Consider the following 12,761-nt stretch of genomic DNA (forward strand, 5'->3'; position numbering starts at 1 on the left):
CGGCGAGCGGCGGCGAGGTGGCCCGATGACCGTGGTCTCCCGCCCCGCCGACAGCGGCCCCGTGCTGCGGGCCGGCGAGGTCGCGTTCATCCGTGACGGGCGCCACCTGCTGAGCGACATCTCGCTCACCGTGCACCCCGGCGAGCACTGGGCGCTGCTCGGAGCCAACGGCGCCGGCAAGAGCACGCTGCTCGCCCTGCTGGGGGCCGTCAACCATCCGAGCCGCGGCGTGGTCGAGGTGCTCGGGCGCACGCTCGGGCGGGTGGACGTCCGGGAGCTGCGCGCGTACCTGGGGCACGTCAACCCGCGCCACGCCCCCGACGGGCCGATGCGGGTGCGCGACGTCGTCCTCACCGGCCTGACCAACACCGCCGCGCTCGTGCCCCGCTGGCAGCCTGGGCAGGAGGAGGCGGCCCGCGCCGACCGGCTCCTCGCCATGCTCGGCATGGGCGACAAGGCGGAGTCCAGGTGGCCCACGCTGTCGCAGGGCGAGCGCGGCCGTACGCTGATCGCCCGCGCCCTCATGCCGCGGCCGCGCCTGCTGCTCCTCGACGAGCCCGCCACCGGCCTCGACCTGGCCGCCCGCGAGCAGCTCCTCGCCAGCATCGACGCCCTGCGCGCCCGGCACGCCTCGCTGGCCACCGTCCTGGTGACGCACCACCTCGAGGAGCTGCCCGCCACCACCACGCACGCCATGCTGCTGCGCGACGGCCGCTGCCTGGCGAGCGGCCCGGTCGCCGACGTCCTCACCAGCGAGCTGGTGAGCGCCTGCTTCGACCATCCGGTCCGCCTCGTGCGCAGCGACGACGGCCGCTGGGCCGCGCGCGCCGCCCGCGTCCCGGTCGCCATGCCGGGGGAGCCCCTGCCCGCCGCCTGACCGGACGCTTGTAACGCGGCACGATCCTTCCCGCAAGGCCTAGAGCAGGTCATCGCCGTCATCCGCGACGCGGTGGCAGGGGCCGAGCTGCCCGACGAGCCGCCGCGCGGGGTGCGGCTGCTGCCGTACTTCGACGCGTACGTGGTGGCCGGCCGCCCCCGCGAGCTGCTCTACGCCGGGGCCGCGGCGGAGCGGGCGCTGGCCGGCGGGCAGGCCGGCAACTTCCCTGTGCTGCTGGTGGGCGGGCAGGTGAGCGGCGTCTGGCACCAGCGGCGCAAGGGCCGCACGATGGACGTCACGGTCGAGCCGCTGCGTGACCTCACCTCCGCCCAGGCCCGCGAGCTGGACGAGCAGGTGCAGCGCCTGGGGGTCGTCATGGAGGCGGCGCCCCGTCTGACCATCGGCACCGTCACGGTCGGTGCGCACGCCTGATCGTTCCCTATCACTCCCTATCGTCCTGCATAATGGGGAACGATATGGAGCACTACACCGTGGATCAGGTGGCCGGCCTTCTCGGTCTGCACGTCAAGACCGTGCGCGGCTACATTCGCGACGGCCGTCTGCCCGCCGTGCGCATCGGCAAGCAATACCGCATCGCCAAAGACGAGCTGGCGGCCTTCACCGGGCTCCCCGCCGAACCACCCTCGAGTCCCCGCCACGCGGAGGCGACCAGCATCGTCCAGGTCGACGGCATCGACCGGGCCGCGATGGACCGCGTCAGCACGATGGTCCTCGGCGCCCTGTCGGCCGAGCGGAGCGGGCTGCGCGTCGAGGTCGCCTACGACGAGCGGCGGCGGCGGCTCAAGGTCGTCGTACTCGGCGGGCTGGAGGAGACCGCCCAGGTGCTGCGGATCATCGACGCACTCGTCCGCCCATGACCACCCGCGAAAGGACCCCCATGCCCGACGTCCACTCCTACGACGGCCCGCCCCTGGCCGAGGTTCGCGACGTGCTCGACCTCATCGGCGAGGCGTGGTCGAGCGGCGCCACCTGGGTCGCCGTCCCCGCCGACCGGTTGCCCGCCGCCTTCTTCACGCTCAGCACCGGCGTGGCCGGCGAGATCGCGCAGAAGTTCGTCAACTACCGCATCGGCCTGTCGATCGTCGGCGACATCTCCCGCCACCTGGAGACCGGCTCCGCGCTGCGCGCCTGGGTCGAGGAGTGCAACAGCGGCCATCACATCTGGTTCGTCCCCGACGCCGCCGAACTCACCTCCCGGCTGACTCCGCGCTGACGAACCGGCATCGGCGTTGACGATGGCCCCGGCCCGTCTCGCATTCGCCGCTGGGCCGCTTCACAGCGGCTGACGGCTCGCGGCCTTCGCCGCCGCCTCGATGCCGTCGAGCAGGACCGTCAGCCCGATCGAGAACGTCTCGCTCACCCGATGCTCCAGGTAAGGCTCGTCCCCGACGGGCTCGGAGTCGTCGGACTCGACCCAGCGCACCTGCGGGAAGCGGCCCGCGAACCCTGGCGCGACCTCCTCGAGCAGCGACGCGCGCGCCTGCCACCACTCCTCGTCGGACACCCCGGTCGCCGTCGCCGCCTGGCGCGACTCGGCGACCGTCGCGGCGGCGCCCCTGACGAAGTCGAACAGCAGCGCCACCATCCCCCGCACCCTGCGCGGCCCGAGCCCGGTGCCCCGCAGGATCGACACCAGGCTCTCCAGCAGCGCGAACTCGTTCGGCCCCAGCACAGGACGCGCCTGCGACACCTGCAACATCCAGGGGTGACGCAGGTAGAAGGCGAGCGTCTGCTCGGCCCACGCCGACAGGGCCGCGCGCCATCCGGCGTCGAGGTCGTAGGAGGCGGGCAGCTCGGCCAGGGCGCGGTCGTACATGAGGTCGATCAGCTCGCCCTTGCTCGGCACGTACGTGTAGAGCGCCATGCCCGTGCGGCCCAGCCGCTCGCCCACCTTGCGCATCGACAGCGCCGCCATGCCCTCGCCGTCGGCCACCTCGATCGCGGCGTCCACGATCGCGTCGACGCTCAGCCCCGGTTTGGGGCCCGGCCGCGCCTCGCCGGGCTCGCCGCTGCGCCACAGCAGCGCCATCGACCGTCGCGCGTCACCCTGGCCTGCGTAGACGACCAACGCGGAACTCCCCGTACGGACAATTCTTTACGGCATAAGGCTAACAGTGCCGCAACCGCTCAGATCCCCGAGGTGAGCTTGAGCAGCGCGACGCCGCCGATGATGGCGACGAACGAGCCCAGCTTGGCCGGCGTGATCTTCTCCTTGTAGATGAGGGCGCCGAGGATCACCGTGCCGACCGAGCCGAGCCCGGTCCAGATCGTGTAGCCGACGCCGACGTCCAGCGTCTTGAGCGCCAGGCTGAGCGTGAAGATGCCGCCGGCCGCGGCCAGCAGCGTGAAGACCGACGGCCAGAGCCGGGTGAAGCCCTTGGTGGCGTTGGTGCCGAGGGCGAAGGCGATCTCGAAGACGATCGCGATGGACAGATAGATCCAGGCCATGGTGCAGCTCCTGAGGGATGGGGTCGGGCGGGTGGTCAGGCGGTGGTCAGGCGGTCGGAGAGCTTGAGCCCGAGCACGCCGCCGATGATCAGGACGAAGGCGAGGGCCTTCCAGGCGCTCATCTCCTCACCGAAGATCAGGGTGCCGAGCACGACGGTGCCGACCGAGCCGATGCCGGTCCAGACGGTGTAGCCGACGCCGACGTCCAGGGTCTTCAGTGCCAGGCTCAGGAAGAAGATCCCGCCGGCCGCCGCGGCGGCCGTGAGCAGCGAGGGCCACAGCTGGGTGAACCCCTCGGTGGCGTTGGTGGCCAGGGCGAAGACGACTTCGAAGACGTTTCATTCATAGCCGAATATCTTCTTCGTAGTCGGGTCGCCGGTATGGCCGGGCCGCTCCTCGACGAGCCCACGGTCTCGTTCGACCCGCAGCCGGAACACGACCTTTCGGAGTTGTGTGCCGCGCAGACCCGCGACTCCGTGCGGCGCGGCGCCGTCACCATCCTGGTCTCGCACCGGTTCTCCACCGCGCACATGGCCGACCACATCGTCGTGCTGTCACACGGACGGGTCAGCGAGCAGGGCGGCCACGCCGAGCTGCTCGCGGCGGGCGGCGACTACGCCGACCTCTATCGCACCCAGGCGCTCGCCTACCGCTGACGGCCTTTACTCCTGAATCCTGGCGGCGACGGCGGCCAGCATCTCCCAGGCCGCCTCGGGGCGCAGGGTCTCGGCCGGGTCCTCGAAGAACGGGTCGAACACCACCGTCTCCGCGCCCATCTCCCGCAGCCGCTCAAGGTCGTCGGTGACCTGATCGATCGTGCCCTCGCCCAGGAGCCGCTCGTCACCCCTGACCGGCGTGCCCGTCACGCGCAGCAGGATGCGCGGGGCCAGGGCCGGCACCGGCAGCTCCTCGGCGGCGGCGACCTCCTGAAGGGTGGCCCACCGCTCGCGCAGCCACGGCAGCGTCATCCGCAGCGGATGCCACGCCTGGCCGAACCGCACCGTCCTTCGCAGGGCCGCGCCGCTGCCGCCGCCCACCCAGATCGGCACCCCGCCGGACCGGTAGTCGGCCTCGTCGGCCCAGGCCGCTCTGATCGCCGTCAGGTGCTCGTCGGTCAGCCGGCCGCGCCGCTCGTAGGCCACCCCGAGCGCCTCGAACTCCTGCCGCGCCCACCCCGCGCCCACTCCCAGCACGAAGCGGCCGCCGCTCAGGTCGCTGAGGTTGGCCGCCATGCGGGCGATCAGCAGCGGGTGGCGGTAGGGGACGATCAGGACCGTGGTGCCGAACGTGAGCCGGGTCGTGCTGCCCGCCAGCCAGGCCAGGGTGGTGAACGGGTCGTAGAACGGCGCCGGATATTGCTCGGCCACGTCAGGGGTGATGACCACGTGGTCGGAGACCATGAGCAGGTCGTAGCCGAGCCCCTCGACGGTCAGCGCCCAGCGGCGCAGGACCTCGGGGTCGGTGCCGGGACCGAAGTTCGGGACGTTCACACCGAGTCGCATCGGCACAGGCTATCGGCGTTCCGCGGACGCGGGAAACGGCGCGCCGCCGCCCGAGGTGTCCCGGGCGGCGGCGGCCATCAGGTGGACTCAGTCGTCGTCGTCCGCGTCGTCGTCCCAGCCCCAGTGGTGCTTGTGGCCGTCCTTGCAGGCGTCGGCGTCGCGCGTACCGGCGAAGACGCCGTGCTTGGTGATGTGGTGGTAGGTGCTGTCGTCGTTCAGGACGAGCCCGCACGCCCTCGGGTGCTCGTTCCAGCTGTGGTCGGACCAGATGTCGGCGGCCGCAGAGCCGGCCGTTCCGAACACCGCTGCCGTGATGAGCAGCGCGCCGCCGGCGGCCACGAGGCTACTTCTCATGATCTCCCCCTGTAATCACGAAGTGACATCGGCCATCACTATACGTAGCGATCTTGTGGTAGGGCGGCCCGCCACACCCCGCAATTGATCAACAGGATCCCGCCCCCCGGCAAAACCCCCGCCCCACATCCCAACCCCGCCCCACATCCAAACCCCCGACGAACCGCCGACCCCGGCGGCGGCGCTGAAGCCGAGCGCGCCTTCACGCCCCCGGCCGCCCGGCCGATTTCACAGCCCCCGTCGGCGCCGAGGCGCTGCTGTCCCCTGGCCTCTGAGCGCCCGTGCGGGGGAGCGGGACCCCCCGCACGGGGGAGCCGCGAGGAGCGCGGTGATCGGGAGGGTGGTGCCCATGAAGGTCGCTGACGCGGGAATCGCCTGGACCGCCCTCTACGTCGCCTCCAAGATCGCCTACGCCCTCGAAGGCCGCCTGGGAGTCACCGGCGGCCCGGTGGTGCAGCCGGAGAGCCACCTCTCCTACGGCCCCGGCGAGGTCGCTTCGGCCCAGTGGGCGAACGCCGCGTCGGGCCTCGTCGTCATGGCGATCCTGCTGGCCGGCCGACTCCGCCTCGGCCAGGCGAAGGCCGGGTGGGTGCACCTGACCGTGGTGACCGGTCACTGGCTCTGCGGCCTCATGGCCGCCGCCGGAGCCGTCGGAATGGTGGGCGGCGCGCTCTTCACCGACCGCGGGGGAGCGGTCTTCGGGCTCTACTGCGGAGTGTGGGCCGCCCTGATCGCCCTGTCGGCCCGCGGCCTACGGCGACGGCCCGAGCAGACCACCGCCGCGACCACGAGAGGTCGCGCCAGGCAGAACGCCTGACCCGAGATGCGGGTCAGGCGGGGTCGCTCGGCCGCCTCACCCGCGGAACGAATCCGCCCGGGGCGGACGGAGTCCAGGACGGAGGCGGGGCAGGTGAGTCGCCTGGCGTCTCGGTCGCGGACCGGGCACGCCCGGATGACCCGGCAAACGCCGGAGGCGGGTCGCCCGGGCGTCTCGGCTGTGGAGCCGGGCGCCCGGGTCGGATGGGGCCTGGGCCGGAGGCGGCCGGCGGGCCTCCGGCGTACCGAGGCCGGGGTGAGTCAGGCGGCGTAGTCCGGGGTCATGGTGGCGGCCAGGGTGAGGTGGGTGGTGGCTTCCTCGTGGCGGCCCTGGCGTTGCAGGGTGCGGCCCAGCAGGTGGCGGGCGTAGGAGTCGTCGGGGGATTCGGCGACCAGCGACTCCAGTGCCGTACGCGCTCTGTTGAGCTGCGCCGACCCGAAGTAGGCTCGCGCGGCCAGCATCCGGACGCCACGGTCGTCGCCGTGCGCGTCCATGAGGGGACGCAGCAGCGTCAGCGCCCCGAGCGGGTCGCGCTGGTCGAGCAGCGACTCGGCGTGCCGCAGCCGCTCGACCTCGGCGGGCAGGCGGCGCGGCGGGTGCCCGGCGGCGTCGCGCAGGAACGCGGCGATCGTCTCAGGCGGCTGCGCGCCCTCCAGGGCGAGCCCGTTGGCGACGATGGTCGGCGACGTGCGCACGCCCTTGGCCTTGCCGGTGAGCAGCAGCTCCCTGGTCAGCTCGGCGCCGGGCAGCGTCTGCCGGTCGGGGCCCGCGCCGGTGTAGCCGGCCGCCTCGGCGAGGCCCGCGTCCGCCGCGATCTCGGTCAGCACGGCGAGGTCGCTGATGTCGCGTACCTCGACGAAGTGGGCGTTCACCACCCGCTCCACCACGCGGTCCTGCAGCGCGGCCCCGCCCTCCTCGTACGCGAGCGCGATCAGCCGGTGCGCCTCCAGCGTGCTGGCCCGGTAGGAGGAGCCCCACTCTGCCCCCAGCCCCTCGGACGCGGCCACCTCGGCGACCCGCGCCCGGTTCTCGGCGGGGGACAGGCCAGGAGCGCAGGCCCGCAGCGCCTCGTCGGCCACGGGGTCGAGCAGCACCTGCGCCATCGGCACGGCCTGGGCGGGCGCGGACGGGTCGATCTGGTACGGCCGCCAGACCACCTCGACCGGCTCGCCGTCCCAGGAGGCCAGCGCCTTCTCCAGCCGCCGCTTGCCGATGTGGGCCCACCCGCAGACCACGTCTGCCCAGATCTCAATACGCATGCCAGCAAAGTATGCGACAAATGTCGATTAGTCAACACATGTCGCTTAAGCGATGAATGTCGTATAGTGGGAAGGGTGAACCCGGACGACCCCCGCGCCGTGCGCACCCGGGCCCGCCTCAAGGAGGCCGTGCGCGACCTGGCAGCCCATCAGGAGCCCGCCACCATCACCATGTCCGCGCTGGCCAAGCGCGCCGAGGTGAACCGGGCCACGATCTACCTGCACTACCCCGACGTCGACGCGCTCGTCACCGACGCCATGGAGGACACCCTGGCCGCCGTCGCCAGGGCGGCCGCCCTGTGCCCGCTCGACGCCCCCCGCGACCGCGCCCCCGATCCGCTAGCCGAGCTGTTCGCGTACGTCGCCGACCACGCCACCCTCTACGCCCGCATGCTCGGCACCCACGGCAGCGCCCGCTTCTCCGCCCGCCTGCGCGAACGCCTCACCGGCGAGCTGACCCGCCGCTTCGCCGCCGGTCACCGGCCGCCGGGATGGGAGGACGTGCCGGCCGACGTGCACGCGGCCTACCTGGCCGGGGCCCTGGCCGGCGTCATCGCCCACTGGGTGGTCGCCGCCTGCCCCGGCGGGCCGGAGGGGGCGGCGCTGGCGTTCTGGAAGTTGTTCCGGCAGACGACCCCTTAGCGTCCCGTTGGACACCTGCCGGAGGTGGAAATCAGGAAAGATCAGATTCCTGACCCTCACTCACGCCATTCTTGGTTAGGTGCACACCACCGACCTCCTTCACTCCCTTTACGCCAGGCGCCTGCGCCGCCAGGTGACGTCCGGCCCGCTGCCCCGCCACGTCGGCCTGATCATGGACGGCAACCGCCGCTGGGCCAGGCAGATGGGCATGGCCAACCCGAGCATGGGCCACAAGTACGGCGCCGACCACATCCAGGACGTGCTCTCGTGGTGCGAGACGATCGGCATCAACCACCTGACCGTGTTCCTGTGCTCCACCGAGAACCTGCAGCGGCGTAACGACGAGGAGGTGGCGTTCCTGCTGCGGGTGATCGAGCAGATGGTCACCGACCGCTTCGACCGTCCCGACGCCCGCTGGCGGGTGCACGTCGCGGGGATGCTCGACATGCTGCCCGACACCACCGCCCGCGCGCTGAAGAGCGCCGTCGAGGCCACCCGCAGCTGTGACACCGGGTTCCACCTCACGCTCGCCATCGGCTACGGCGGCCGCCAGGAGGTCGTCGAGGCGCTGCGCGAGCTGCTGTACGAGCGGGCCGAGGCCGGGCAGTCGATGGTCGAGCTGGCCTCGACGCTGACCGTGGACGACATCGCGCCGCACCTCTACACCGCCGGGCAGCCCGACCCCGACCTGGTCATCCGCACCAGCGGCGAGCAGCGCATGTCGAACTTCCTGCTGTGGCAGTCGGCCTACTCCGAGCTGTACTTCTGCGAGGCGTTCTGGCCGGCCTTCCGCGAGATCGACTTCCTGCGCGCGCTGCGCAGCTTCGCCGCCAGGCAGCGGCGCTACGGCGGCTGAGCGGGCCGCCGCCACGAGTACCCTTGACCTGCCGTCCCGTACGTGAAGAGGAGACCCGCCCGGTGCCCGGAACCCACCCGCGCGAGCTCGGCCTGCTGTCCGACTGCGAGAGCTGCTTCGGGCTGTGCTGCGTGGCGCTGCCGTTCTCGGCGTCGGCCGACTTCGCCGTGGACAAGGACGCCGGCCGGCCCTGCACCAACCTGCGTGACGACTTCCGGTGCTCGATCCACTCGCGGCTGCGCGAGCGCGGGTTCTCCGGGTGCACGGTGTTCGACTGCTTCGGGGCCGGGCAGAAGGTCTCGCAGGTCACGTACGCGGGGCGGAGCTGGCGGGAGGCGCCGGAGACGGCCCGGCAGATGTACGCCGTCTTCCCGGTGATGCGCGGGCTGCACGAGTTGCTGTGGTACCTCGCGGAGATCCTCACCCTGCCCGCCGCCGCGCCCGTCCACGACTGCGCCCGCGCGCTGCTGGAGGAGACCGAGAAGGTCACCCGCGAGAGCGCCGACGTGCTCGAAGGCTTCGACGTGGCAGCTCATCGCGAGCGGGTCAACAAGGTGCTGCTGCGGGCCAGCGAGCTGGTACGCCACGGGCTCGACGGCCGGCAGCACCGGGGCGCCGACCTCATCGGTGCCCGGCTCCGTGGTGCGCGGCTGCGAGGAGCGAACCTGCGCGGGGCGTACCTGATCGGCGCCGACCTGCGCGGGGCCGACCTGCGGCAGGCCGACCTCATCGGCGCCGACCTGCGCGGCGCGGACCTCACGGACGCCGACCTCACCGGCGCCATCTTCCTCACCCAGTCCCAGGTCAACGCCGCCAAGGGCACCCCCGCCACCCGCCTGCCCGCCACGCTGACCCGCCCGCCGCACTGGACGGCGAGCGCCCCGGAACCCCGCGCACCCCGCCGCACCACCAAGCCCCGCCGCCCCCGCCGCTGACCCGTCTATGAAGGGCGGGATCCGCCACTGAGAAGGTGTCTTCGATCCCTTAAGTGATCCTGGGTCGCGCTCGGAGCAAAGCGAAAGATCACGGGACGTGACGATCCCTGGCGAGCAAGAGTGGATCAAGCTGGTGCTGGGCCGGCTCAACGTGGTCCAGACGGCACGGAACCCGGTCGACAAGGCGGGAGTGTGATCGACGTGCGTCCCCGCCGCCACCCCTCCGACACCACCGACGAAGAATGGACACTGATCGAACCTTCTCTGAACCAAGCGATCGATCACGGACCGCTTGGTGAAGGCCTTGTGCAACTTAGGTGCGCTCGGGCACGGGCACTTCCACGCCATGCAGCAGCAACGGGTCGGCGTTCTAAGCAGTCAAGATCCGCGATGCCCGTCGTCATCGTCCTTAGCCTCTCCCTCCTCTCTGGCCTGCTGTAGGAACGGCACACGTGGCGAGAATTCCGACCAGGATCGCCGAGACGCCACCGACAATGACGCCGATGGCCGGGTTCAGGCAGGCGTTGAGCAGAGGGATGGCCGCGACAATGCCGATGCCAGCGATGATGTTGGCCAGCACCGGTGCTAGTTCGGCGATGATGCGGCAGAAGGTCGGCCTGCATGCGTTGATCCACAGGCCAAGCAGAACCAGCGCACCGGCAATGGCACCGAGGCCGATCCACAACAGGATCGGGCAGCAGACGGTGAAGTAGAGGCACACGACGCCGAACGCGAGTGTTATCTGCCAGAGGATCAGTAGGAACCATGCGCACGGCTTGTTGGGACAGATGAACGCCCAGATGAGCAGCAGGATGATGCCAGCGAGGATCAAGCCGATTGCGACGCCGATAAGCACGTACATGAGGGCTTGGCCAAGCCCGGGCACACAAGCCACGATCACGAAGACGAAGAGGCCGAGCGCGATGAGCAGCACAGCTGCCCACCGCAGGATTCCGCAGCCGAGTACCTCGACGTCATCGTCGGGAACGCAGTTGCCCGCTAGGTCACGGTGCTGACCGGGTGGGCACGGGTCCGGGGTGTCGGGCACGCAATTGCCTGCCGCGTCGTGGTGCTGACCCGGTGGGCACGGACAGTGCGGCACGGTGATCATCGCTGAGATGCTTTGTCGTTGAGGCACGCACCCATCCGGCTTGTTGATCGTCAGGGTGACGTTGTAGGTGCCCGGAGCGCTGAAGGTGTGTTGCGCTGCCGGTGTGACCGTCGTGATCGTGTTCGTCGTGCCGGACGCCGGGTCGCCGAAGTCCCATTCGTAATCACCAACGACGGCACCCGCGTTGGTAACGCTGGCGGTGAAGCTCGTCGCAGTGGTGCCGGTCGCCGATACGCAGCCGATGTCCGTTACGTTGAGGGCGGTGACGGTGGGGCACTCCGGTGGTGGGCCAGCCACGGGGAACGCCGCCGAGCCCGTCAGATTGCAGGTGGCGGGTACACCAGCGGATAGAGCGAATTTCGCGGTGGCACCAACGGCGTAGGTCCCGCCTGCGGATAGATTCACAGCGCTGGCAGCGGTGGCGCCAGCTCCGGTCCAGTGGCCAGCAGCGGTGGTGTCGACGGTGTTTCCGGTGGTGCTCGTCTTGGCCTGGGGAGCGGGTTGCCCCGCGGCGGCTGGCAGCGTCACAACCCAGTCGAAACCCACCGGCATTGGCGGGGACATGATGTTCGCCGGCCAGACGATCGAGGCCGTGAACCCCGCGTTTGAAGCTGGAAGTGGTGGGTTGGCCGGTGCTGCTTGAACAACGTTGACCTGAATCGGGCACGGGACGCACGGGCTCACGGGGATAACAGGAGGTATCGCGTTCGCCGGGAGTGCGAAGTTCACGACGGCGGGCGGTGCGCACAGTAGCTGGCCGTTGTCGATGATCGTTACCGTCGCGGTCGCGGCGTACCCGCCAGGCTGGTGGGTGAAGTAGCGAGTGTGCTGATGGGGAAGTGCCGTGATTGTGGTCGACGCGCTGGTCGCACCCATACTGTCCGGCCCGCCGTAGGACCAGGTCACGTACGCGGAAGCGGTCGCGGGAAGTGCCGGGTTGAACGAGGTGACCTCGAAGGTGATCGGTCGATGGTTGACAACAGGCGAGGTCGGCTCGGTCACGCAGTCGCCGACGCTGGCCGTCGCGGTAATCACGGGGCATCCGGTGCCGCAGGTAGCGGTCACGGTCACGGGGACCGGTGGGCATTCGGAGGGTGGCTGTAGCCGCAAGAAGGCCTGATAAGTGCCTGGTGAGTACAGGTGGGGGGCAGTAGTGCTGACAGGATGCGGCGTCGTCGACGTGCCGGCCTGGTTGTCCACGGGGAACGGAGCGCTGAGCGGCGACCCATCGCCGAAGTCCCACACTAGGTTGACCTGGTGACCGGCGGGGATCATCACGGTGCCGGACAGAGTAATCGGCTGCTGGCCGGCCTGGCACGGGCCGGAGGAGGCCGATGTCAGCGTCGCACGCAGACATTGCGGGCAGTCGACTCGTACACGTTGTTTGGCCGGCGGGCAGTTCGGGTCTGCCTTACACGCCACAGTGATATCGATCTCCTGGTCACAGGTGATCGCGACAGACAACGGGACTACAGCTATATACGTGCCGGTAGCCGCGTCGACCTGAGCGGCCACGGGCGGTCCCGAACTGGCTGACGTAACGACCTCGACCTGATCTCCGGTGCAACCGTAGGCCGTCCCGGTCACCACAACGGCGTTTGGTGTGAGTGACCCAGGAGCGACCTCTCCGCGAACGAATTTGACGGTGATCCTGCAGCACTCAAGGTTGAAATCGGTCTCTTCGTCCTCGCATTGCTGCGCCGGGTCCCCGGAAAGACACTTGACCTTGACGAAGTCGACCAGTTGGCCGCAGGCAACCGGTCCCGGTATTGGGACGGTGACGTCGAAGCTGTCGTTGTTGACCAGCACGGCGGCCGGAGCGGTGAGGCTCGAGGTGACCTGGACCGATGGGCAGTTGAACGCTCGGCCCGTGACACGCAGGCCGGTCAACGCAGCCTGTGGTCCCATACCGCTGATCGAGTAGATCACTATGTTGCAG

15 protein-coding genes and 1 pseudogene are annotated in these 12,761 nt (G+C 70.5%); 9 read left to right on the top strand and 7 right to left on the bottom strand.

The annotated features are described in order from the left end of the window. Nucleotides 1-25: 25 nt before the first annotated feature. The 4 genes from ABZW11_RS20950 to ABZW11_RS20965 all read left to right on the top strand — a co-directional run bounded on the left by ABZW11_RS20950 (nucleotide 26) and on the right by ABZW11_RS20965 (nucleotide 2,111). On the top strand, nucleotides 26-877 hold the full coding sequence (locus ABZW11_RS20950) for an ATP-binding cassette domain-containing protein (protein ID WP_355419429.1): 852 nt from the start codon (nucleotides 26-28) through the stop codon (nucleotides 875-877). A gap of 72 nt (nucleotides 878-949) precedes the next feature. Beyond that, nucleotides 950-1,309, top strand: coding sequence for a crosslink repair DNA glycosylase YcaQ family protein (locus tag ABZW11_RS20955; protein ID WP_355419431.1), 360 nt, complete (start codon nucleotides 950-952; stop codon nucleotides 1,307-1,309). Between the two features lie 32 nt (nucleotides 1,310-1,341). Then, nucleotides 1,342-1,755: a helix-turn-helix domain-containing protein gene (locus ABZW11_RS20960; protein WP_355419433.1), complete on the top strand. Its 414-nt coding sequence runs from the start codon at nucleotides 1,342-1,344 to the stop codon at nucleotides 1,753-1,755. Continuing rightward, complete coding sequence (locus tag ABZW11_RS20965) at nucleotides 1,752-2,111, top strand: DUF4180 domain-containing protein (protein ID WP_355419435.1); 360 nt, start codon at nucleotides 1,752-1,754, stop codon at nucleotides 2,109-2,111. Before ABZW11_RS20960 ends, ABZW11_RS20965 begins: the two co-directional genes overlap by 4 nt. Before the next feature lie 60 nt (nucleotides 2,112-2,171). On the opposite strand, the gene ABZW11_RS20970 is transcribed toward ABZW11_RS20965, so the two are convergent. The 3 genes and pseudogenes from ABZW11_RS20970 to ABZW11_RS20980 all read right to left on the bottom strand — a co-directional run. Next, a complete protein-coding gene (locus ABZW11_RS20970) occupies nucleotides 2,172-2,966 on the bottom strand; it encodes a TetR/AcrR family transcriptional regulator (protein WP_355419437.1) in 795 nt (264 codons plus the stop codon). 59 nt (nucleotides 2,967-3,025) lie between these two features. Continuing rightward, nucleotides 3,026-3,346: a multidrug efflux SMR transporter gene (locus ABZW11_RS20975; protein ID WP_345403995.1), complete on the bottom strand. Its 321-nt coding sequence runs from the start codon at nucleotides 3,344-3,346 to the stop codon at nucleotides 3,026-3,028. 35 nt (nucleotides 3,347-3,381) lie between these two features. Then, nucleotides 3,382-3,678, bottom strand: a pseudogene (locus ABZW11_RS20980) (multidrug efflux SMR transporter); the annotation flags it as partial. Between the two features lie 48 nt (nucleotides 3,679-3,726). On the opposite strand from ABZW11_RS20980, the gene ABZW11_RS20985 reads away from it, so the two are divergent. Then, nucleotides 3,727-4,002, top strand: coding sequence for a hypothetical protein (locus ABZW11_RS20985; RefSeq protein ID WP_355419439.1), 276 nt, complete (start codon nucleotides 3,727-3,729; stop codon nucleotides 4,000-4,002). A 6-nt stretch (nucleotides 4,003-4,008) separates the two neighbouring features. Here ABZW11_RS20985 and ABZW11_RS20990 read toward each other — a convergent pair whose 3' ends face one another. Next, nucleotides 4,009-4,848: an LLM class flavin-dependent oxidoreductase gene (locus tag ABZW11_RS20990; protein WP_355419441.1), complete on the bottom strand. Its 840-nt coding sequence runs from the start codon at nucleotides 4,846-4,848 to the stop codon at nucleotides 4,009-4,011. Nucleotides 4,849-4,935: 87 nt separating this feature from the next. Then, complete coding sequence (locus ABZW11_RS20995) at nucleotides 4,936-5,202, bottom strand: hypothetical protein (protein ID WP_355419443.1); 267 nt, start codon at nucleotides 5,200-5,202, stop codon at nucleotides 4,936-4,938. 349 nt (nucleotides 5,203-5,551) lie between these two features. Between ABZW11_RS20995 and ABZW11_RS21000 the strand changes: the two genes are divergently transcribed. Further along, complete coding sequence (locus ABZW11_RS21000; protein ID WP_355419445.1) at nucleotides 5,552-6,019, top strand: hypothetical protein; 468 nt, start codon at nucleotides 5,552-5,554, stop codon at nucleotides 6,017-6,019. Nucleotides 6,020-6,279: 260 nt separating this feature from the next. Here ABZW11_RS21000 and ABZW11_RS21005 read toward each other — a convergent pair whose 3' ends face one another. Continuing rightward, nucleotides 6,280-7,278 carry a DsbA family protein gene (locus ABZW11_RS21005; RefSeq protein WP_355419447.1) on the bottom strand — a complete coding sequence of 333 codons (999 nt, stop codon included), beginning with the start codon at nucleotides 7,276-7,278 and terminating at the stop codon, nucleotides 6,280-6,282. A gap of 75 nt (nucleotides 7,279-7,353) precedes the next feature. Here ABZW11_RS21005 and ABZW11_RS21010 point away from each other — a divergent pair, with 75 nt between their 5' ends. From ABZW11_RS21010 to ABZW11_RS21020, 3 genes are all read left to right on the top strand, one after another. Next, nucleotides 7,354-7,920: a TetR/AcrR family transcriptional regulator gene (locus ABZW11_RS21010; RefSeq protein ID WP_355419449.1), complete on the top strand. Its 567-nt coding sequence runs from the start codon at nucleotides 7,354-7,356 to the stop codon at nucleotides 7,918-7,920. A 79-nt stretch (nucleotides 7,921-7,999) separates the two neighbouring features. After that, nucleotides 8,000-8,776: a polyprenyl diphosphate synthase gene (gene uppS, locus ABZW11_RS21015; protein ID WP_355419451.1), complete on the top strand. Its 777-nt coding sequence runs from the start codon at nucleotides 8,000-8,002 to the stop codon at nucleotides 8,774-8,776. A gap of 62 nt (nucleotides 8,777-8,838) precedes the next feature. After that, a complete protein-coding gene (locus tag ABZW11_RS21020) occupies nucleotides 8,839-9,711 on the top strand; it encodes a pentapeptide repeat-containing protein (protein ID WP_355419453.1) in 873 nt (290 codons plus the stop codon). Nucleotides 9,712-10,120: 409 nt separating this feature from the next. Here ABZW11_RS21020 and ABZW11_RS21025 read toward each other — a convergent pair whose 3' ends face one another. Then, nucleotides 10,121-12,751 carry a PKD domain-containing protein gene (locus ABZW11_RS21025; protein WP_355419455.1) on the bottom strand — a complete coding sequence of 877 codons (2,631 nt, stop codon included), beginning with the start codon at nucleotides 12,749-12,751 and terminating at the stop codon, nucleotides 10,121-10,123. Between the last annotated feature and the right edge of the window lie 10 nt (nucleotides 12,752-12,761).

The organism is Nonomuraea sp. NPDC004580 (assembly GCF_040609855.1).
Lineage (GTDB): Bacteria > Actinomycetota > Actinomycetes > Streptosporangiales > Streptosporangiaceae > Nonomuraea > Nonomuraea salmonea.

What these genes read in the sequence shown, in the direction of transcription:
- ABZW11_RS20950 (WP_355419429.1), top strand. Translation starts at nt 26, where the DNA reads ATGACCGTGGTCTCCCGCCCCGCCGACAGCGGCCCCGTGCTGCGGGCC.
- ABZW11_RS20960 (WP_355419433.1), top strand. Translation starts at nt 1,342, where the DNA reads ATGGGGAACGATATGGAGCACTACACCGTGGATCAGGTGGCCGGCCTT.
- ABZW11_RS20965 (WP_355419435.1), top strand. Translation starts at nt 1,752, where the DNA reads ATGACCACCCGCGAAAGGACCCCCATGCCCGACGTCCACTCCTACGAC.
- ABZW11_RS20975 (WP_345403995.1), bottom strand. Translation starts at nt 3,346, where the DNA reads ATGGCCTGGATCTATCTGTCCATCGCGATCGTCTTCGAGATCGCCTTC.
- ABZW11_RS20985 (WP_355419439.1), top strand. Translation starts at nt 3,727, where the DNA reads ATGGCCGGGCCGCTCCTCGACGAGCCCACGGTCTCGTTCGACCCGCAG.
- ABZW11_RS20990 (WP_355419441.1), bottom strand. Translation starts at nt 4,848, where the DNA reads ATGCGACTCGGTGTGAACGTCCCGAACTTCGGTCCCGGCACCGACCCC.
- ABZW11_RS20995 (WP_355419443.1), bottom strand. Translation starts at nt 5,202, where the DNA reads ATGAGAAGTAGCCTCGTGGCCGCCGGCGGCGCGCTGCTCATCACGGCA.
- ABZW11_RS21000 (WP_355419445.1), top strand. Translation starts at nt 5,552, where the DNA reads ATGAAGGTCGCTGACGCGGGAATCGCCTGGACCGCCCTCTACGTCGCC.
- ABZW11_RS21005 (WP_355419447.1), bottom strand. Translation starts at nt 7,278, where the DNA reads ATGCGTATTGAGATCTGGGCAGACGTGGTCTGCGGGTGGGCCCACATC.